At 72.0% G+C, this 20090-nt stretch carries 14 protein-coding genes; 6 read left to right on the forward strand and 8 right to left on the reverse strand.

The features are described from left to right. Window positions 1–39: 39 nt before the first annotated feature. Entirely contained in the window at window positions 40–2298 is a 2259-nt protein-coding gene (locus BGK67_RS14540) for a bifunctional glycosyltransferase/CDP-glycerol:glycerophosphate glycerophosphotransferase (RefSeq protein WP_069920491.1), read from the forward strand. Between the two features lie 25 nt (window positions 2299–2323). Here the strand turns inward: BGK67_RS14540 and BGK67_RS14545 are convergent, their stop codons facing one another. Then, the gene (locus BGK67_RS14545) at window positions 2324–2977 is read right to left on the reverse strand and encodes a TetR/AcrR family transcriptional regulator (RefSeq protein WP_069920492.1); all 654 of its coding nucleotides are present in this window, start codon (window positions 2975–2977) and stop codon (window positions 2324–2326) included. 134 nt (window positions 2978–3111) lie between these two features. Here BGK67_RS14545 and BGK67_RS14550 point away from each other — a divergent pair, with 134 nt between their 5' ends. Next, entirely contained in the window at window positions 3112–4011 is a 900-nt protein-coding gene (locus BGK67_RS14550) for an ABC transporter permease (protein WP_069920493.1), read from the forward strand. After that, window positions 4004–4792, forward strand: a complete 789-nt coding sequence (locus BGK67_RS14555; RefSeq protein ID WP_069920494.1) for an ABC transporter ATP-binding protein — start codon at window positions 4004–4006, stop codon at window positions 4790–4792. The genes BGK67_RS14550 and BGK67_RS14555 overlap by 8 nt, the downstream gene beginning before the upstream one ends. Window positions 4793–4949: 157 nt before the next feature. On the opposite strand, the gene BGK67_RS14560 is transcribed toward BGK67_RS14555, so the two are convergent. The 3 genes from BGK67_RS14560 to BGK67_RS14570 form a co-directional block, all read right to left on the reverse strand. Continuing rightward, a complete protein-coding gene (locus tag BGK67_RS14560) occupies window positions 4950–9917 on the reverse strand; it encodes an NAD-glutamate dehydrogenase (protein WP_069920495.1) in 4968 nt (1655 codons plus the stop codon). A gap of 356 nt (window positions 9918–10273) precedes the next feature. Beyond that, complete coding sequence (locus BGK67_RS14565) at window positions 10274–10939, reverse strand: HAD family hydrolase (protein WP_069920496.1); 666 nt, start codon at window positions 10937–10939, stop codon at window positions 10274–10276. After that, window positions 10936–11436, reverse strand: a complete 501-nt coding sequence (locus tag BGK67_RS14570) for a DUF6912 family protein (protein ID WP_069920497.1) — start codon at window positions 11434–11436, stop codon at window positions 10936–10938. The genes BGK67_RS14565 and BGK67_RS14570 overlap by 4 nt, the downstream gene beginning before the upstream one ends. A 362-nt stretch (window positions 11437–11798) precedes the next feature. On the opposite strand from BGK67_RS14570, the gene BGK67_RS14575 reads away from it, so the two are divergent. Then, a complete protein-coding gene (locus BGK67_RS14575) occupies window positions 11799–12245 on the forward strand; it encodes an Rv3235 family protein (protein WP_432215452.1) in 447 nt (148 codons plus the stop codon). A gap of 259 nt (window positions 12246–12504) precedes the next feature. Here BGK67_RS14575 and secA read toward each other — a convergent pair whose 3' ends face one another. After that, on the reverse strand, window positions 12505–15294 hold the full coding sequence (gene secA / locus BGK67_RS14580) for a preprotein translocase subunit SecA (RefSeq protein WP_069920498.1): 2790 nt from the start codon (window positions 15292–15294) through the stop codon (window positions 12505–12507). 240 nt (window positions 15295–15534) lie between these two features. Between secA and BGK67_RS14585 the strand changes: the two genes are divergently transcribed. Continuing rightward, window positions 15535–16119, forward strand: a complete 585-nt coding sequence (locus BGK67_RS14585; protein ID WP_069920499.1) for a GNAT family N-acetyltransferase — start codon at window positions 15535–15537, stop codon at window positions 16117–16119. A gap of 10 nt (window positions 16120–16129) precedes the next feature. Then, on the forward strand, window positions 16130–17311 hold the full coding sequence (locus tag BGK67_RS14590; RefSeq protein ID WP_069920500.1) for a winged helix-turn-helix domain-containing protein: 1182 nt from the start codon (window positions 16130–16132) through the stop codon (window positions 17309–17311). A 70-nt stretch (window positions 17312–17381) separates the two neighbouring features. Here BGK67_RS14590 and BGK67_RS14595 read toward each other — a convergent pair whose 3' ends face one another. The 3 genes from BGK67_RS14595 to BGK67_RS14605 all read right to left on the reverse strand — a co-directional run bounded on the left by BGK67_RS14595 (window position 17382) and on the right by BGK67_RS14605 (window position 20057). Continuing rightward, a complete protein-coding gene (locus BGK67_RS14595) occupies window positions 17382–18134 on the reverse strand; it encodes a response regulator (protein WP_069920501.1) in 753 nt (250 codons plus the stop codon). A 188-nt stretch (window positions 18135–18322) separates the two neighbouring features. Then, window positions 18323–19018, reverse strand: a complete 696-nt coding sequence (hpf, locus tag BGK67_RS14600) for a ribosome hibernation-promoting factor, HPF/YfiA family (protein ID WP_069920502.1) — start codon at window positions 19016–19018, stop codon at window positions 18323–18325. 310 nt (window positions 19019–19328) lie between these two features. After that, the gene (locus BGK67_RS14605) at window positions 19329–20057 is read right to left on the reverse strand and encodes a ComF family protein (protein ID WP_069920503.1); all 729 of its coding nucleotides are present in this window, start codon (window positions 20055–20057) and stop codon (window positions 19329–19331) included. Window positions 20058–20090 lie beyond the last annotated feature (33 nt).

Here is a 20090-nt window from a genome sequence, read left to right on the forward strand (position 1 = left end):
TTGCCGGGCCATATGCCCGCGCCGACCCCTGGATGTGCCGTGCCCCGGTTCAGCGTCATCGTGCCCGCGTACAAGGTCCAGGCGTACCTGCAGGAGAGTCTGGACTCGGTCCTGTCGCAGTCGTACCCGGATCTGGAACTGATCGCGGTCGACGACGCCTCCCCGGACGCCTGCGGCTCGATCATCGACGAGTACGCGGCCCGGGACCCGCGGGTGACCGCCGTGCACCTGGCGCACAACCTCGGGCTGGGCCCGGCCCGCAACGCGGGCCTGGCCCGGGCCACCGGCGACTACCTGGTCTTCCTCGACGGCGACGACACCCTGGCCCCCGGCGCGCTCCAGGCCATCACCGACCGGCTGAAGGACACCGGCTCCCCCGACGTGCTGGTCTACGACTACGCGCGCACCTTCTGGACCGGTGAGCTCGTGCGCAACCGCCTCTCGCACCGGCTGTCCGAGCAGGGCCCGGCCAGCTTCCGCCTCGCGGACCGGCCGGCCCTGCTCGGCATGTTGATGGTGGTGTGGAACAAGGCCTACCGCCGCGAGTACGTGGAGCGCGAGGGCTTCGAGTTCCCGCCCGGCTTCTACGAGGGCACCCCGTGGACCTACCCGGCGCTGCTGGCCGCGGAGTCCGTCGCCGTCCTGGACCGGGTCTGCGTCCACTACCGCCAGCGCCGCACCGGCTCGATCCTGACCACCTCCAGCCGCCGCCACCTCGACATCTTCGACCAGTACGAGCGGGTCTTCGGCTACCTCTCCGGGCGCCCCGAGCTGGAGCGCTGGCGCCCCGCCGTGCACCGGCGGATGGCCGAGCACTTCTGCGCCCTGTACGCCGACCCGCGCCGCCTCCCGCGTACGAGCCGGGCCGAGTTCTTCAGCCGCGCCTCGGCCCTGCTGCGCCGCTACCGGGCGCCGGGGGCGCAGGCGCTGCCCCTCTCCCGGACCGACCGGATCCGCCACCTGCTGATGCGGCTGGGCACCCGGCGCACCTACCGGCTGCTGTCGGCCCTGCGCTCGTGCGGGCTGGCGGCGGGCCGCGGCGCCTCGGCCCTGGCGCGGGGGCTGCGCGAGAGCGCCCTGCGCCTGCACTACCGCACCCAGCGCCTGCTCCCGCTGCGCCCGGAGCTCGCCGTCTTCTCCGCGTACTGGCACGGCGGTTACGCCTGCAACCCGGCGGCGATCGAGGCGAAGCTGCGGGAGCTGGCGCCCGCCATGCGCACGGCCTGGATCTGCGACCCGCGGCACGCCGCGACCCTCCCCCGCCAGACGGCCCCGCTGCGCCCGGGCTCGGCGGCGTACTGGACGGCGCTGGCCAGGGCCACGTACCTGGTCACCAACGTCAACTGCGAGCGGGCCCTGGTCAAGCGCCCGGGCCAGATCGTGGTCCAGACCCAGCACGGGACCCCGCTCAAGCGGGTCGGGCTCGACCTGCGGGACCGGCCGGCGGCCACCCCGACCACGGACTTCGCGGGGCTGCTGCGCGGCGCGGACCAGTGGGACTACCTGCTCTCGGCGAACCGTCACTCCACCCTGGTGTGGGAGAAGGCCGTCCCCTCCTCGTACACCACCCTCGAGTACGGCTATCCGCGCAACGACGTCTTCCACCGGGCCACCCGGGCCGACGTCCTCGCGCTGCGCGAGCGCCTCGGCATCCCGGCCGGCTCGACGGCGATCCTGTACGCGCCGACCCACCGCGACTACCGGCGCAGCCGGCCGGACCACCTGGACTTCGAGCGGGTCCTGCGCGACCTCGGCCCGCGCTTCACGATCCTGGCCCGCACCCACCTCACGTACGCGGACGCGCACTCCCCCGCGGACGCCCACCCCCGCCTGCTGGACGTCTCCTCGCACCCCTCGGTGGAGGAGCTCTGCCTCGCCTCCGACGCGCTGGTCACGGACTACTCGTCCCTGATGTTCGACTACGCGGTGCTGGACCGGCCGATCGTGATCCACGCGGACGACTGGGAGGCGTACGAGGCGGCCCGGGGCACCTATTTCGACCTGCGGGCGTGCCCGCCGGGCGCGATCGCCCGGACCGAGGACGAGCTGGTGGACATCTTCGCGACGGGCCACTGGCAGGGCTCCCGCTCGGCCCAGCTCCGCGCGGCCTTCCGGGCGCGCTTCTGCCCGTACGACGACGGCCACGCGGCGGAGCGGGTGGTGCGCCGGATCTTCCTGGGCCAGCCCACCCCGATCCCGGCGGTCACCCCCCTCCCGGACCGCCGCCCCGCCCCCGCGGCCCCCGCCCCGACTCCGGCCCCGTCGGCGGAACCGCCCCTGGCCCACGTCTGGCCGTGACGCCCCGGGGCGGCCCGACGTGCGCTCAGGCGGGTCCGGGGCCCGCCTTCAGGCCCGCCACCACCTGGTGGGCCAGGGTGTCGAGGTGGGCGGGTGTCACCGCGTCGCGGACGACCGCCTGGCGCCAGTAGAGCGGGCCGATCAGCAGGTCGAGGGCGTGCTCCGGGCCGATGCCCTCGGGGAGTTCGCCGCGGGCGACGGCGTCCCCGACGATGCCCTGCGCCATGCGGTGCTGGCCGTCGAGCAGGGCTCCGCGGACCGCTTCGGCGATCTCGGGGTTGCGGGCCGCCTCGACCAGCAGGTCGGGGATCACCGCCGAGGCCACCGGGTGCCGCAGTACGTGTGACATGACCTCCAGCAGGGCCCGTACGTCCCCGTACAGCGAGCCCGTCGCCGGTACCGGCAGGCCGTCCTCCGCGAAGGCGCCGACCAGGTCCAGCACCAGGTGCAGCTTGGACTTCCAGCGCCGGTAGACCGCGGTCTTCCCGACGCCCGCCCGCCGCGCGATGCCCTCGATGGACATCCGGGAGAAGCCGACCGCGGCCAGTTCCTCCACCACCGCCTCCCTGATCGCCTCGGTCACGTCCTCGCGCAGGACGGCGGCCCCGGCGGGGGCGCGGCGGGGGGGGGTGGGGGCGGGGGCGGGGGCGGCGACGGTGTCGGCGGGATCCGTGGTCATGCACAGAGCATAGCCGCGCCCACGTCACGACGATACGGTTGCGTTCCATCGCTCCACGCCCTAACCTCACCGTAGCGACGATACGGCCCCGTCCCATCGCCGCCGACGCCCCGACCCCGGCGAAAGCGACCCCTGTGACCACCGCGACCGCACCCCCGACCGCCCCCGCGACCCCCGCGGAACGGGCGGCCGCCCACGGCCTGACCCTCAGCGGCGCCCGCCCCTCGCTCCCCCGCTACATCGCGGAGCTCTGGGACCGGCGCCACTTCGTGACGGCCTACGCCACCGCCCGCATGCAGGCCACCTACAGCACGGAGAAGCTGGGACAGGTCTGGCACCTGGTGACCCCGCTGCTCAACGCGGCGGTCTACTACTTCATCTTCGGCGTCGTCATGCGCGCCGGCCACCACGTGCCCGACTACGTGCCGTTCCTGATCACCGGCGTCTTCGTCTGGGACTTCATCGGCAGCTCCGTCAACGCCGGCACCCGCTCCGTCCACAGCAACCTCGGCCTGGTGCGCGCCCTGCACTTCCCCCGCGCCAGCCTGCCGATCTCCACCGTCGTCCAGCTCTTCCAGCAGCTGCTCGTCACCATGGGCGCCCTGGTCATCCTGCTGCTCGCCTTCGGCCAGACGCCGAGCCCGTCCTGGCTCGTGGCCCTGCCGACGCTGCTGCTGATGGCCGTCTTCGCCGCGGGCTGCGCCCTGTTCATGGCCCGCGTCGGCAGCAAGAACCCCGACGTCAGCCAGCTGATGCCCTTCGTCCTGCGCACCTGGATGTACTCGTCGGGCGTCATGTGGTCCATCGACCAGATGCTCAAGACCGACCACATGCCCGACTGGGTGCTGGTGGTCCTCAAGCTCAACCCGGCGGCCGTCTACATCGACCTGATGCGCTTCTCCCTGATCGACAGCTTCACGGCCCACTCGCTCCCCCACCACGTCTGGCCGGTCGCGATCGGCTGGGCCCTGCTCGCCGGCGTCGGCGGGTTCGTCTACTTCTGGAAGGCCGAGGAGGAGTACGGCCGTGGCTGACAGCGCACCGCACACCGGCGAGACCCGCGTCCCCACCGTGATCGCGGACGAGGTCCACGTCGTCTACAAGGTCCAGGGCGGCGCCCGCAAGGGCGGCGCCACCGCGGCCCTCAGCCGGATCTTCACCCGGGGGCCCGCCCCCGGCATCCGCGAGGTGCACGCCGTCAAGGGCGTCAGCTTCACCGCGTACAAGGGCGAGGCCATCGGCCTCATCGGCTCCAACGGCTCGGGCAAGTCCACCCTGCTCAAGGCCATCGCCGGACTCCAGCCGGTGGCGCGGGGCGCGGTGTACTCGCACGGCCGGCCCTCGCTCCTCGGCGTGAACGCCGCGCTGATGAACGACCTGACCGGCGAGCGCAACGTCGTGCTCGGCGGCCTCGCGATGGGCATGACCCGCGAACAGATCAAGGAGCACTACCAGGACATCGTCGACTTCTCCGGCATCAACGAGAAGGGCGACTTCATCTCCCTGCCCATGCGCACGTACTCCTCCGGCATGGGCGCCCGGCTCCGGTTCTCCATCGCCGCCGCCAAGGACCACGACGTCCTGATGATCGACGAGGCCCTGGCCACCGGCGACGCCGCCTTCCAGCGGCGCAGCCAGGACCGCATCGAGGAACTGCGCGAACGCGCCGGCACCGTCTTCCTCGTCAGCCACGGCATCAACACCGTCCGCGAGACCTGCGACCGCGCGATCTGGCTGGAAGCGGGCGTCCTGCGCATGGACGGCCCCTCCGACGAGGTCTGCGCCGCGTATGAGGCCTTCACCGCGTCCCGCTGACCGACTCCGGCCCCGCCGAGTCCAACCCCGCCGGCGTTCGAGGCGCGGAGGTCCGGGGGCCAGCGCCCCCGGCAACGGCGCCCCACCGGCACACGAAACGGGCCGGGCCCGGGACCGCGAAGGTCCCGGGCCCGGCCCGCCGGCCCGGCAAGAAGGCCTAGCTGTGCGCGCGCAGCAGCGAGCGCATGGTCCGCATCGCCACCGACAGGTTCGCCAGGTCGAAGTCGTCCGAGCCGCGGATCTCGTCCAGGGTCGTCCGAGCGCGGCCGATGATCGCCGCGTTCTTCTCCTCCCAGGCCTTGAACCGCTCCTCGGGACTCGCGCTGCCGTTGCCCACCGACAGCACGTCGGCGGTCAGGGCCGCGTGCGCCGCGAACAGGTCCTCGCGGATGGAGGCGCGGGCCATGGACTGCCAGCGGTCGGACCGCGGCAGCTCGATGATCCGGTCCATCAGCTGGGTGATGTCCAGGCGGTCGGCGAGGTCGTAGTAGACCTCGGCGACGTCCAGCGGGGCCACCCCGGTGCGGTCCGCGATGGCGACGACGTCCAGCGTCGGGAAGGCGGAGGAGAAGCCGGCCACCTTGGCCGCCAGTTCCTCCGGCACGCCCTCGCCGATCAACTCGTCCATGATCGACTGGTACCACTCGAGGTCGGCGCCGCGCACCAGCTTCGGCAGCTCGGCCCAGACGTGACCGACCCGCTCGCTGAAGAACTCGATGGTCTCGGTGATCTGGAGCGGCTGCGGCCGGTTGTTCAGCAGCCAGCGCGTGCCGCGCTCGACCAGGCGCCGCGAGTGCAGCCGGATCCGGGTCTGAACACTGGCCGCGACCTTGTTGTCGAGGGCCTCGACCGCGTCCCACACGTCGGCCAGCCCGAAGATCTCGCGGGCCGCGAGCTGCGCCCGGACGATCTCCTCCGTGGAGGCCCCGGTCTCCTCGCGCAGGCGGTGCAGGAAGGTCGAACCACCAGTGTTGACGGTGTCGTTGACCAGCAGCGTCGTCATGATCTCCCGGCGCAGCGCGTGCCCGTCGACCTGCTCGGGGAACTTCTCGCGCAGGGCGGCCGGGAAGTACGAGAAGAGCAGGCGGCGCAGGTAGGGGTCGTCCGGCAGCACGGTGTGGATGAGCTCGTCCGCCAGCGTGATCTTCGTGTAGGCGAAGAGGACGGCCAGCTCCGGCTGGGTCAGGCCCCTGCCGTTGGCGAGCAGTTCGCGGATCTGCCGGTCGGTGGGCAGGAACTCCAGCTGGCGGTTGAGCAGCCCCTCGCGCTCCAGGCGGCGCATGAAGCGCTGCTGCGCGTGGAGCAGGCTGGGGGCCTGCGAGGCACCGTTGGCGAGCGCCGTGTTCTGCGCGTAGTTGTTGCGCAGCACCAGCGTGCCGACCTCGTCGGTCATCTCGGCGAGCAGCTTGTTGCGCTGCTTGACGGTCATGTCGCCGTCCGCCACGACCGCGTTGAGCAGGATCTTGATGTTCACCTCGTGGTCGGAGGTGTCCACGCCGGCGCTGTTGTCGATGGCGTCGGTGTTGACCTTGCCGCCCTCGCCGCCCGCGCCGGTACGGGCGAACTCGATGCGGCCGAGCTGGGTCAGGCCCAGGTTGCCGCCCTCGCCGATGACCTTGGCCCGCACGTCGGATCCGTTGACGCGGATGGCGTCGTTGGCCTTGTCGCCGACGTCCGCGTGCGTCTCGGACGTGGCCTTGACGTACGTACCGATGCCGCCGTTCCACACCAGGTCCACGGGGGACCTGAGGATCGCCTGCATCAGCTCGGCCGGGGTCATCTTGGTGACGCCGGCCTCGATGCCGAGGGCCGCGCGGACCTGCGCGGTGATCGGGACGGCCTTCGCCGACCGCGGGTGGATGCCGCCGCCCGCCGAGATCAGCGAGGTGTCGTAGTCGGCCCACGAGGAGCGCGGCAGGTCGAACAGGCGTCGGCGCTCGGCGTACGAGGTGGCCGCGTCCGGGTTCGGGTCGAGGAAGATGTGCCGGTGGTCGAACGCCGCGACCAGGCGGATGTGCTCCGAGAGGAGCATGCCGTTGCCGAAGACGTCGCCGGACATGTCGCCGACGCCGACGACCGTGAAGTCCTGGGTCTGCGTGTCGTGGCCGAGCTCGCGGAAGTGCCGCTTGACGGACTCCCAGGCGCCGCGGGCCGTGATGCCCATGCCCTTGTGGTCGTAGCCCGCCGAGCCGCCCGAGGCGAAGGCGTCCCCGAGCCAGAAGTTGTACTTGTGGGCGACCTCGTTGGCGATGTCGGAGAACGTCGCGGTGCCCTTGTCGGCGGCGACGACGAGGTAGGTGTCGTCCTCGTCGTGGCGCACCACGTCCTGCGGGGGCACGACCTCGCCCGCGACCAGGTTGTCGGTGATGTCGAGCAGCGCCGAGATGAAGGTGCGGTAGCAGGCGATGCCCTCGGCGAGCCAGGCGTCGCGGTCCACGGAGGGGTCCGGGAGCTGCTTGGCGACGAAGCCGCCCTTGGCGCCGACCGGCACGATCACGGTGTTCTTGACCATCTGCGCCTTGACCAGGCCGAGGATCTCCGTACGGAAGTCCTCACGCCGGTCGGACCAGCGCAGGCCGCCGCGCGCGACCTTGCCGAAGCGCAGGTGCACGCCCTCGACGCGCGGCGAGTACACCCAGATCTCGAAGGCCGGGCGGGGCGCCGGCAGGTCGGGGATGGCCTGGGGGTCGAACTTCATGGACACGTAGTCGTGCCACTCGAAGCCCTTCGCCTCCTGGAAGAAGTTGGTGCGCAGGGTGGCCTTGATGAGGGTGAGGAAGGCCCGCAGGATCCGGTCCTCGTCGAGCGAGGCGACCTGGTCCAGGGCCCCGTCCAGCTCCTCCAGCATGGCGTCCACGAGCTCGCTGCCGGCGGCCTGGCGGCTGGGCGACAGCCGTGCCTCGAAGAGGGAGACCAGCAGCCGGGTGGTGTGGACGTTGTTGCGGAGGGTGTCCTCCATGTAGTCCTGGCTGAAGGTGGAGCCGGCCTGGCGCAGGTACTTGGCGTACGCGCGCAGGACGACGGCCTGCCGCCAGGTCAGCCCGGCGCTCAGCACGAGGGTGTTGAAGTTGTCGTTCTCCGCCTGGCCGGTCCAGACGGCCGCGAAGGCCTCCTGGAAGCGCTCGCGGGCGTCGTCCCCGAGGTAGGCGTCGCCGTTGGCGCCGACGGCGGGCATCCGCAGGCCGAAGTCGTAGATCCAGGCGCTGACCCGGTCGGAACGGCGCAGTTCGTACGGGCGCTCGTCGGTGACCTCGACGCCCAGGCGCTGGAGCACGGGCAGGACCGCGGAGAGCGAGACCTGCTCGCCGGTGCGGTAGATCTTGAACCGGCGCTCGCCGGGGCCCGCGCCGACGGGCTCGTACAGCGAGAGCGCGAAGGGCAGGTCGTCGGCGGAGAGCCGCTCCAGGTGGCACAGGTCGGCGACGGCCGCGCGCGGCGAGTGGTCGGCCTTGTAGCCCTCGGGGAAGGAGTTGCCGTACTTGCGCAGCAGCTCGGCGGCGCGCTCCTCGCCGAGCTCGGCGACCAGGGCCTCGGAGAAGCCGTCGGCCCAGGAGCGGGCGGCGTCGACGAGGCGGCCCTCGATGCGCTCGACGTCGGTGTCGGTGAGGACCGGCAGTTCCGTGCCCTGCGGGACGCGGACGACGAAGTGGATGCGGGAGAGGATCGACTCGGTGTTCCAGGCGGTGAAGTCGACGCTGATGCCGTCGAGCTCCTCCTTGAGGATGTCCATCAGCCGCAGCCGGACGCCGGTGGTGAACCGGTCGCGCGGCAGGTAGACCAGCGCGGAGTAGTAGCGCCCGTACTCGTCCTGGCGCAGGTACAGCCGCAGCCGGCGGCGCTCCTGGAGGTACAGGACGGAGGTGACGATCTCGCGGAGCTTGTCGACCGGGGTCTGGAACAGCTCGTCGCGCGGGTAGGTCTCCAGGATCTGCAGCAGGTCGCGGCCGTCGTGGCTGGACGGCGCGAAACCGGCGCCTTCGAGGACCTCGGCGACCTTGCGGCGGATGACCGGGACGCGGCGCACGGACTCGGTGTACGCGGCGGAGGAGAACAGGCCGAGGAAGCGGCGCTCGCCGACCACGTTGCCCTCGGCGTCGAACTTCTTGACGCCGACGTAGTCGAGGTACGAGGGGCGGTGCACGGTGGAGCGGCTGTTGGCCTTGGTCAGCACCAGCAGGCGGTGCTCGCGGGCCTTGGCGCGGGCGTCGGCGGGCAGCCGGTTGAAGGACGGCGAGACGGGGTGGCCGTCGTCCTTGCCGCTGTGGTGCGGGTCGGAGCGCAGGATGCCGAGGCCGGTGCCGGGGACGGCCGCGAGGGAGTCGCCGTCGACCAGGTTGTACTCGCGGTAGCCGAGGAAGGTGAAGTGGTCGTCGGCGAGCCAGCGCAGCAGCTCGCGGGCCTCTTCGAGCTCGTACTCGCGCAGGTCGGGGGCGGTGGGCTCGTCGGGCAGGCCGTCGGCGATGCGCAGCGCCGCGTCGCGCATCTTCTCCCAGTCCTCGACGGACTCGCGTACGTCGGACAGGACGCGCAGCAGATCGCCGGTGATCTGCTTCAGGTCGGCGCGGTCGGTCTCGCGGTCGATCTCGACGTGGATCCAGGACTCGACGAGGGAGTCGTGGGGGCGTGCGGTCCTGGGGCCGTGCGCGTCGCAGTCCGGGCCGAGGATCTCGATCAGCTTGCCGGTGACGTCACGGCGGACGACGACCTGGGGGTGGATCACGACGTGGATTCCGCGGCCCTGGCGGGACAGCTCGTTGGTGACGGAGTCCACGAGGAAGGGCATGTCGTCCGTGACGACCTCGACGACGGAGTGGCTGGAGGTCCAGCCGTTCTCCTCCACGGTCGGGGTGTTCACGCGCACGTTCGCGGTGCCCTGCGGCCGCTTCTCCGCGAGCCGGTAGTGCGAGAGCGCCGCCCCGTACACGTCGACCGGGTCCCGGTCCAAGAGGTCCTCGGGGGCGGTGTGCAGGTAGTAGCGCTGGAGGTAGGCGAGCACTGTGTCCCGGTCGGGACGCTCCCCCTGCTCGGACCCAGTCGGAAGTAGCCCCCCGGCCGGGCTGTTCTCAGCTACCCGGGCCGCCCGCGCGAGCAGCTCGGCCTTTGCTTCGTCCAGCTTGGTCTGCATGTCCTCTGGCTCCTGTCGCGCGCCATTGCGTGACGTAGGTGAAGGAAGTGGCATTGCACCGCGAAGCGGGGTGTCCGTTCGGGATCGGCGCCGCGCCGTGGAGAGAGCCGACCGGGAGGGAATTGGCCACAGGCCCCACGTCCCGGCAGCGGGGACCAGCGAGGGCCCGGGCACGGTGGTGCCTCGGGCGCAGGCCGGAGGCTTCGGTGCCCCCGATGACTATCGCGCTGATCACGGGTACCAGGCTATCCCCACCCACCCCACACACGTGATGGATGTGTACAAAACTTGAGGTTGAACTTTGACGTTCTGGACAGCGACGGCGAGGGGGCGCGGACGCGTCGGCGGGGCGGTCGCTATTCGGCCATTTCCCGAGCTGTGCGGACGGCCTCGGCCAGCGAGTCGACGACGGGCACCCCGGCCGATTCCAGACTGCTGCGGCTGTGCGAACCGCCCGTGTAGAGCACGGCCCGGGCGCCGATGTGGGCCGCGGCGAGGGCGTCGTCCACGGCGTCTCCGATGAGGACCGTACCCGCCGCCGTCACACCCGTCCCGTCCAGGGCGGCCATGTGCCGTACGAGATGCCCCGCCTTGCTGGTGTGGGAGGGCCCGGTCCGCCCGTCGACGCGCAGGAAGTGCCGCTCGATGTCGTGGAAGCGGACCAGCGGGACCAGCTTCTCGTGGGGCGCGAGGGACAGCAGGGACTGCGTGAGCCCGTCGCCCTGCCAGTCCCGAAGCAGCTCACGGGCGCCCTCGGCGAGCGCGGCGCCCTCGGCGGCGGCCCAGTAGTGCCGGTGGAAGGTGCCGTCCATGAGCAGCCACTCTTCATCGGTGGGCAGCCGCCCCATGAGGCGCTCGTAGAACTTGGGCACCGGTACGACGTACAGGTCGCGGTAGGTCTCGAGGGTGATCGGCGCGAAGCCGAGCTCCGCGAAGGAGGCGTTGGTCGCGGCTATGACGGCGTCGATGTCGTGGAGGAGGGTTCCGTTCCAATCCCACACGATATGGGTCGAAGGGGTCATTTCAGCAGCCCCGGGATCTCCTGCACCCCGAACCACAGCAGCTCGTGGTCCTCGGCTCCGTCCACGGTGAACCGCGCGTCGGCGTCCCCGCCTTCGGCGGCCGGGACGGCGCGGGCGGCGGCCGCCACGTCCTCCTCGGCGTCGTCGGCGTCGACGTGCACGGCGGCGGCCGCGGAGAGCCGTACGGCGTCGGCGAGCACGACCTGGCCGAGGGCGGCCTCGTCCACGCCGGGGGCGGCCGTGACGGCCTTGTCGGCGACGTCGAGGGCGATGACGACCCGCCGGGGCGGAGCGGCCGGGTCGGCGGCGATCAGCCGCAGCGAGGCGGCCGCGGCGCGGCTCAGGGCCGCGTACTCCAGCTCCTCGATGTCGTCCGACAGGTACCACTCGCGCAGCCCGGGGGTGACGGCGTACGCGCGCAGCGGACCGGGCCCCAGCTCACCCGCTTCGTGCGCCTCGGCGAGCCCGGGGAGGGTCAAAGGAACATACGCGCGCATCGGCCCGCCGCTTTCGGTAGTCGGAAACGCCCCCAGGATACGACCGCGCCCCGGGCCACGGAGAGTGCGCCGACCACGCCCCCGCCTCACCTTCGGCCCCGGCCGGGCGGGACCGCCCTCCGGGTGACGGCCCGTCCCCCTTCGGGGTGCGGGGCCGGCCCCCTCCCGCGTCCACCCCGCTCCCGGGCGGTGACGCCGCGGGGCCCGGGGAAAGCCCCGCGGCCACCCGGATAGGTGAACTGCCGCCCGCCCTCACGCTGCGCGACCGACCGGTTGCACTGAGCAGGGGTTCCGCATAGACAATCCCCCAACAAGTTACCGCCCGGTATGGCCGGGCCCGGCAGGTTCGGGGGCAGATCGCGATGGACACCACGATGCGCGGCACGATCGGCGGCGAGGCGGCCCGCCGCCGGGTGGGCGGCCAGTCCCGGACCCGCCCCGCCGGGCGGCGCGACACCCGCCGCCCGGCGGCCCCGCCGCGGACCCTGCGGCTCGGCCCGCACCACTGGTTCGCCGAACGCCTCCTCGCGGTCGTCAGCGGCCTGCGGCCGGTCCACTCGCTCCTCGGCCACACGGTCGGCCCAGCCTACGAGCAGCTGGTCACCCTGGCCGACGCGGAACACCTCCGCGACCGCCTGCGGCCCGTCGTCCGCCAGTGCGGCCGCTTCACCCCGGGCCCGGGCGTCATCGAGGCCTTCGCCCGCATCGCCACGGGCGACCGCATGACGGCCATGGCCTTCCGCCTGGAACAGGGCCCGGACCTCCGCTGGCGCTGCGCGGCAGTAGAAATCCAGGGCCCCCGTCCGTGACCCACCCCCGCCGGCTCGGGACGGCCGGGGCCCGTGAACGCGGAGGCGCGGGGCCACCTCCAGCCCCGCCACCTGCAGCCCCGCCGGCGTTTGAGGCGCGGGGCCCGGCGCAGAGCCCCGCAACGGCGCCGCACCGCCCCACCCGCCGGCACCGGCACCCGCCCCGCCCTCGCCATCCGCCGGGCGGCAGACGCGCAACGGCCGGGGCCGGACACCCCTCGGTGCCCGGCCCCGGCCGTGAACGTCGCCCCCGCGGGGGCTACTTCTTACGGCGACGCCCGCCAGAGGCCTTCGCGGCCTTGCGCCGCTCCGCCCGCGTCATCCCGTCACCGTCACCTGCGGCGTCCGACTCGAAGTCGCCCTCGACCACACCGCCCTCACCGTCGACGGTCGGCGCCGAGAAGTGCAGCCGGTCCGGCCGCTGCGGAGCGTCCAGCCCCTTCGCCCGGATCTCCGGACGGGCCGGCTCCTTGGTCAGCGACGGCGCCGCGTCCTGCACCGGGACCTCTTCGACCTGCTGCTCGACCTGGACCTCCAGGTTGAACAGGTAGCCGACGGACTCCTCCTTGATGCCGTCCTGCATGGCGTTGAACATGTCGAAGCCCTCGCGCTGGTACTCGACCAGCGGGTCCTTCTGGGCCATCGCCCGCAGGCCGATGCCCTCCTGCAGGTAGTCCATCTCGTACAGGTGCTCGCGCCACTTGCGGTCCAGCACCGACAGCACCACGCGCCGCTCCAGCTCGCGCATGATGTCGGAGCCCAGCGTCTTCTCGCGCGCCTCGTACTGCTCGTGGATGTCGTCCTTGATGGACTCCGCGATGAACTCGGCGGTGATGCCCGCCCGGTCGCCCGCGGCCTCCTCCAGCTCCTCGATGGTGACCTTCACCGGGTAGAGCTGCTTGAAGGCGCCCCACAGGCGCTCCAGGTCCCACTCCTCGGCGAAGCCCTCGACCGTCTCGGCCGCGATGTACGCGTCGATCGTGTCGTCCATCATGAAGCGGACCTGCTCCTGGAGGTCCTCGCCCTCCAGGACGCGGCGGCGCTCGCCGTAGATGACCTCGCGCTGGCTGTTGAGGACCTCGTCGTACTTCAGGACGTTCTTGCGCGTCTCGAAGTTCTGGGTCTCGACCTGCGACTGGGCCGACGCGATCGCACGCGTCACCATCTTGTTCTCGATCGGCACGTCGTCCGGCACGTTGGCCATGGCCATGACGCGCTCGACCATCTGCGCCTTGAACAGGCGCATCAGGTCGTCGCCGAGCGAGAGGTAGAAGCGGGACTCGCCCGGGTCGCCCTGTCGGCCGGAGCGGCCGCGCAGCTGGTTGTCGATACGGCGCGACTCGTGCCGCTCGGTGCCCAGCACGTACAGGCCGCCGAGGTCCTTGACCTCTTCGAACTCGGCCTTCACGGCAGCCTCGGCCCGGGTGAGCGCCGCGGGAAGGGCGTGCGCCCACTCCTCGATGTGCTCCTCCGGATCCAGGCCCTGCTGGCGCAGCTCGGCCTCGGCGAGGTCGTCCGGGTTGCCGCCGAGCTTGATGTCGGTACCGCGGCCGGCCATGTTCGTGGCGACGGTGACGGCGCCGCGGCGGCCGGCCTGCGCGACGATGGTCGCCTCGCGGTCGTGCTGCTTGGCGTTGAGCACCTCGTGCGGGATGCCGCGCTTGGAGAGCTGCTGGGAGAGGTACTCGGACTTCTCGACCGACGTCGTGCCGACGAGGATCGGCTGGCCCTTCTCGTGCTTCTCCGCGATGTCGTCGACGACCGCGGCGAACTTCGCGACCTCGGTGCGGTAGATCAGGTCCGGCTGGTCCTTGCGGACCATGTCGCGGTTGGTCGGGATCGGGACGACACCGAGCTTGTAGATCTGGTGGAACTCGGCGGCCTCGGTCATGGCCGTACCGGTCATGCCCGACAGCTTCGAGTAGAGGCGGAAGAAGTTCTGCAGGGTGATCGTGGCGAGGGTCTGGTTCTCGTCCTTGATGTCCACCCCTTCCTTCGCCTCGATCGCCTGGTGCATGCCCTCGTTGTAGCGGCGGCCGGCGAGGATACGGCCGGTGTGCTCGTCGACGATCATGACTTCGCCGTCGATGACGACGTAGTCCTTGTCCTTCTTGAACAGTTCCTTCGCCTTGATGGCGTTGTTCAGGTAGCCGACGAGCGGGGTGTTCACCGACTCGTAGAGGTTCTCGATGCCGAGCCAGTCCTCGACCTTGGCGACACCGGCCTCGTGGATGGCGACGGTGCGCTTCTTCTCGTCGACCTCGTAGTCGCCGGTCTCCTCGATGCCCTTCAGCGGCTGGCCGGCCTCGCCCTTGGTCAGGCGGGTCACCAGCTTCGCGAAGTCGCCGTACCACTTCGTGGCCTGGTCGGCCGGACCGGAGATGATCAGCGGGGTGCGGGCCTCGTCGACGAGGATCGAGTCGACCTCGTCGACCACGGCGAAGTTGTGGCCGCGCTGGACCAGCTCGTCCTTCGACCACGCCATGTTGTCGCGCAGGTAGTCGAAGCCGAACTCGTTGTTCGTGCCGTAGGTGATGTCGCAGTTGTACTGCTCGCGGCGCTGCGCCGGCGACATGTTCGCCAGGATGCAGCCGACCTCGAGGCCGAGGAACTTGTGCACCCGGCCCATCAGCTCGGAGTCGCGCTCGGCGAGGTAGTCGTTCACCGTGATCAGGTGGACGCCCTTGCCGGACAGCGCGTTCAGGTACGCGGGCAGGGTGCCGACGAGGGTCTTGCCCTCACCGGTCTTCATCTCGGCCACGTAGCCGAGGTGCAGCGCCGCGCCGCCCATGATCTGGACGTCGTAGTGCCGCTGGCCGAGGACGCGCTTGGCCGCCTCGCGTACGGTCGCGAAGGCCTCGGGCAGCAGGTCGTCCAGGCTCTCGCCGTCCTGGAACCGCTGCCTGTACTCGTCCGTGAGCGCCCGCAACTCGGCGTCGGAGAGGTTGACGAAGTCCTCTTCGATGGAGTTGACCTGGTCCGCGATGCGGTGCAGTTTGCGCAGGATCTTGCCTTCGCCTGCACGCATGAGCTTGTTGAAGACGGACACCGAGGTTTGTCTCCTTGCCGGTCGGGCCTGGGCACTGTTCGTACACGGGCACGGCAGGTGGGCCCCACCGCAACGGCCATCGTAAGCGAGGACGTGGTCGCGTCGGGAGGTCCGCCGTAGCCGCGAGGGCGTGGGCGCCCGGATTGAGAACGTACGGGGGCCGCGGAAGGTGCCGCTGTTCGCGTCCGCGGTTATGAAAAAGAGTCCCCCCGGCACCCGTCCGGGCACCAGAATCCGTGCATGGAGCACACGACCCTGACCACCGGCCGGCTGGAACTGCGGCCCTTCGCCCCCTGCGACGAGGACGAGGTGTACGCCGCCTGCCAGGACCCCGACGTCCAGCGCTGGACGCTGGTCCCCTCGCCCTACCAGCGGGAGCACGCGCACCGCTTCGTGAACGAGGTCGTGCCGGACGGCTGGCGCGAGGACACCGCGTACCCCTTCGCCGTACGCCTGCGGTCCGGCGGCCCGCTGGTCGCCGCCGTCGGCGTCCACGTGCACGGGACCGACTCGTACGAGATCGGCTACTGGGCGGTCAAGGAGCACCGCGGGCAGGGCTACATGACCGAGGCAGTGGAGGCCGCGGCCCGCTGGGCCTTCACCGAGGTGGGCGCCGTGCGCCTGGAGTGGCGCGCCGAGGCCGGCAACACCGGCTCGCGCGTCGTCGCCGAGAAGGTCGGCTTCCGCTTCGAGGGCGTCCTGCGGGCGGGCGTCCTGCGCAACGGCACCGCGCGCGACTGCTGGATCGGCGCCCTGCTCCCCTCCGACCTGGGCCTGACCCCCGCGCTGCCGTACCTGCCCGGCGATGTCAGTGGCGCGTCCTAGGCTGCGGATCATGACGAGCCTGCCGCAGCCGACCATGTCCCTGTCCGCCGGCGAGGCGCGCCGGATCGCCCTGCGCGCGCAGGGCTTCCTGGGCGCGCCCGACCGCCGCGGCGGGGTCCGCGGCGTGCTGCGCCACCTGGGCGCCGTACAGCTGGACACGATCTCGGTGCTGGCCCGCTCGCACGAGCTGATCCCGTACGCCCGCCTGGGCGCGGTGGGCCGGGACACCGTGGAGCAGGCGTACTGGTCGGACCGGCACGCCTTCGAGTACTGGTCGCACGCGGCCTGCATCCTGCCCGTCGAGGAATGGCCGCATTTCGCCTTCCGGCGCCGGGCCCGCCGGGCGCGCGGCCACCGCTGGCACGTCCTGCGCGACAAGGACCGCTCGACGCGGGCGGTCCTGGACCGACTGCGGGCCGACGGCCCGCTGACCTCCACCGAGCTGGGCGGCGCCAAGAACGGCGGCGAGTGGTTCGAGTGGTCCGAGACCAAGATCGCGGTGGAGTGGCTGCTCGACACCGGGGAGGTGGTGTGCAGCGAGCGCCGCGGCTGGAAGCGGGTCTACGACCTGCCCGAGCGGGCCGTGCCCGACGCGCTGCTCCACGACGACCTGGAGGACGGCGAGTGCCTGCGCCGCCTGGTCGCCCTGGCCGGGCGGTCGCTGGGCGTGGGCACCCGCGCCGACATCGCGGACTACCACCGCCTCAAGGGGGAGCAGGTCGACGCGGTGATCGCGGACTCCGGGCTGGTCCCGGTCGCGGTGGAGGGCTGGGCCAAGCAGGCCTGGGCGGACCCGGCGGCGCTCGCGACGGCCCCGCGCGGCCGCCACCGCACGACGCTGCTGTCCCCCTTCGACTCCCTGGTCTGGGACCGGCCCCGCACGGAACGGATCTTCGGCTTCACCCACCGCCTGGAGGCGTACGTCCCCAAGCCGAAGCGGATACACGGGTACTTCGCGATGCCGCTGCTGGCGGGCGGCCGCCTCCAGGGCCGCGTCGACCCGGCCCGCGAGGGCCGCACCCTGGTGGCCCGCCAGCTCTCCCTCGGGACGCCCGGGGCCGCCCCCGCCATGGCCGAGGCCCTGTGGGAGGCCGCCCGGTGGGTGGGGTGCGAGGAGGTGCGCGTCGAGCGCGCCCAGAGCCCGCAGGAGGCGGAGGCCGTCCGGGCGGAGCTCACGGCCCGGCGCCCTTAGCACTCCGGGCCCCGGCGGTCCGGGCCCCGGCGTCTCGGGCCCGCGACGGTCCGGGCCCGCAGCGGCTCGGCTAGCGGATCTCCAGGATCTTCTCGCGCATCGCGTAGACCACGGCCTCCATCCGGGAGTGCAGCTGCAGCTTCTCCAGGATGTTGCGGACGTGGTTCTTCACGGTGTTCTCCGAGATGAACAACTCCTTGGCGATGTCCCGGTTGTTCATGCCGGTGGCCACCAGCTTCAGGACCTCCAGCTCCCGGTCGGTCAGCCTCGGCGCAGGCACCAACCGCCGCTCGTCGGTCCGCTGGATCATCGACTTGAACTCGGTGAGCAGCTTCGACGCCATCGACGGGCTGATCTGCGACTGGCCGTCCGCCACCGCCCGGATCGCCGTGGCCACCTCGTCCGTGGAGATCTCCTTCAGCAGGTAGCCGGTCGCACCCGCCTTGATCGCGTCGTAGAGGTCCGCCTCCTCGTCGCTGATCGTCAGCATGATGATCTTCGCGGAGGGGGCGACCTCCTTGATCGAGGTGCACGCCTCGATCCCGCCGCGCCGGGGCATCCGCACGTCCATCAGCACGATGTCCGGCAGCAGGTCGGCCGCCTTGTCCACGGCCTCCGCTCCGTCCCCCGCCTCGCCGACGACCTGGATGTCCTCCTCTTGGGCGAGGACGATCTCCAGCCCGCGCCGGAACAGCGCGTGGTCGTCGACCACGAGGACCCGGATGGGCTCCCCCGCGGGCGATCCGGCGGACCCGGCCGCCGGGTCCGCCTCACGGCAGCCCGCACCGTCGTCACCGCGCACCGGCTCGAAGCCGTCCGCCATCGTTCCTCCCCCTGCATGTGCCGAGCTGCCGGGCCAACCGGACCGGCCGCGCCGCCGGTTGACTGCCCGCCATGATTCCATGCCCGCGGCATGGCGCGGGGGCTGCCGCCGGCCGTCCGGCGCATACGCGCCACAAGAAAGGCCCCCGCGGGACGCCGGAGCGTCCCGCGGGGGCGGCAGCGAGGTGCTCAGCCGCCGAGCGCGCCCCCGGCACCACCGCGCGGCTCCTCCGAGCTGGAAGCGCCGTCGGGGTTGACGTGGATGACGCCGTAGTCGTATGCATGGCGCCGGTAGACGACGCTGGGCAGCTTGGTCTCGGAGTCGACGAACAGATAGAAGTCGTGTCCGACCAGCTCCATCTCGTACAGAGCCTGGTCGAGCGACATGGGCGAAGCCGAGTGGGTCTTCTCCCGGACGACCAGCGGGCCCTCCCCCTGCACTTCGAGGGATCCGATCCGCGTGATCGGGACCCCGTTCGCCTTCTCCTCGGAGAACGGCTCGCCATTCGCGTTCAGCTGCGCGGCGTCCGGCACGACGTCGGCGACCTCGGCCGCCGGGATCCGGCCCGCGCCCCTGCGGGTGTAGCGCTTGTCGTGCTGCTTGCGCAGCCGGGCCTCCAGCTTGTCCTGAGCCAGGTCCAGCGCCGCGTACGCGTCGGCTGCGGCTGCCTCGGCACGGATCACCGGGCCCCGCGATCGCAGAGTGATCTCCACACGGTCGGAACGGTCGGCCTGGCGCGGGTTGTGCTCCTTCGACACCTCGACGTCCAAGCTGATCACCTTGGCGTCGAGCTTCTGGATCCGCTCCGGATTCAGCTTCTCGGCCACGTGCTTGCGGAACCGGTCGGGCACCTCGGTCTTGCGGCCCTTGACGACGATGTCCACGCAGAACTCCGTTCCCGGATAGCTCCGCCCGACTGGGCGAAGCGTCTCCCTTTCGCACCAGGCTCCGGTGAAGGCCGGAGCCTCGGACTTGGCGACTTGCACCTCCTCCTCCCCCATCGGCAAGATCTGAACCCCACCGACTTCGGAGTCGAGCGACAGCGATGCGTGGGGCCAAAGGCTCGCCAGTCCTCACCACCGAACATATCCCTGTATGACGGTTGTCGGCACCCGCTACCGGCACGTACTTCCGTCCCGGTGGCTGTCCACTCTTACTACCTGCAACGATGGACCTTCCCCGGCAGTTCCAGATCTATTCACCGGTTTTTCGCCCCTGTCGCGTCGCGGCCACCACGGCAGCCCGCGGGGCGGCCCCCGCACCCAGGCCGCCCGCCCGCAGCGCCCGCGCCGCCTCGGCCAGCGTGGCCCCGGTGGTGACCACGTCGTCCACGAGGACGAGCCGTGCCCCGGCCGTCAGCCGCGCCCCGCCGGGGCACGCCTCCAGCGCCCCCGCGAGGTTCTCCCGGCGCTGCCGGGCCCCCAGGCCCGCCTGGTCCGCCACCGCCCGCCGCAGCCGCAGTACGGGCGCCACGCGCGCGGGCACACCGGCCCGCCGCAGCCGCCCCGCCGCGGCCAGCGCCATCCTGCGCACGGGATCGTGCCCGCGCGCCCTGACCTGCCGCCGCGCCGACGGGACCGGCACGAGCGCCACCTCGCGCCCCTCCCCTCCCGCCCCGCCGGCGCCCGTTCCCGCCAGCGCCGCCCGCACCGACACCGCCAGCGCGGCACCGAGCGCCCCGGCCAGCGGCAGCGCTCCGCGCTCCTTGTGCGCCAGCAGGACGGCGCGTACGGGTCCCTCGTACGGCGCGGCCGCGAACACCGCCGGCAGCCCCTCGGGGCTCGGAAACGGCCGCGCCCGCACCGCCCCGGCCCCGCCCAGCGCCTCCCGGCAACCGGCGCACAGCAGCGCCCGTGCGGCCCCGCAGCCCGCGCAGTCCACCGGCAGGACCAGACCGGCCAGCTCCTGCCACCATCCCCGCATGCCCCCACAGTGCCGTGCCCCAGCGGGACCCGC

Source organism: Streptomyces subrutilus, from assembly GCF_001746425.1.
Taxonomy (GTDB): Bacteria; Actinomycetota; Actinomycetes; order Streptomycetales; family Streptomycetaceae; genus Streptomyces; species Streptomyces subrutilus_A.

Excerpts from the sequence above, each read along its gene's own strand:
- BGK67_RS14545 (WP_069920492.1), bottom strand. The coding sequence starts at position 2,977 with ATGACCACGGATCCCGCCGACACCGTCGCCGCCCCCGCCCCCGCCCCC.
- BGK67_RS14560 (WP_069920495.1), bottom strand. The coding sequence starts at position 9,917 with ATGCAGACCAAGCTGGACGAAGCAAAGGCCGAGCTGCTCGCGCGGGCG.
- BGK67_RS14565 (WP_069920496.1), bottom strand. The coding sequence starts at position 10,939 with ATGACCCCTTCGACCCATATCGTGTGGGATTGGAACGGAACCCTCCTC.
- BGK67_RS14570 (WP_069920497.1), bottom strand. The coding sequence starts at position 11,436 with ATGCGCGCGTATGTTCCTTTGACCCTCCCCGGGCTCGCCGAGGCGCAC.
- BGK67_RS14575 (WP_432215452.1), top strand. The coding sequence starts at position 11,799 with ATGGACACCACGATGCGCGGCACGATCGGCGGCGAGGCGGCCCGCCGC.
- BGK67_RS14585 (WP_069920499.1), top strand. The coding sequence starts at position 15,535 with ATGGAGCACACGACCCTGACCACCGGCCGGCTGGAACTGCGGCCCTTC.
- BGK67_RS14590 (WP_069920500.1), top strand. The coding sequence starts at position 16,130 with ATGACGAGCCTGCCGCAGCCGACCATGTCCCTGTCCGCCGGCGAGGCG.
- BGK67_RS14595 (WP_069920501.1), bottom strand. The coding sequence starts at position 18,134 with ATGGCGGACGGCTTCGAGCCGGTGCGCGGTGACGACGGTGCGGGCTGC.
- BGK67_RS14605 (WP_069920503.1), bottom strand. The coding sequence starts at position 20,057 with ATGCGGGGATGGTGGCAGGAGCTGGCCGGTCTGGTCCTGCCGGTGGAC.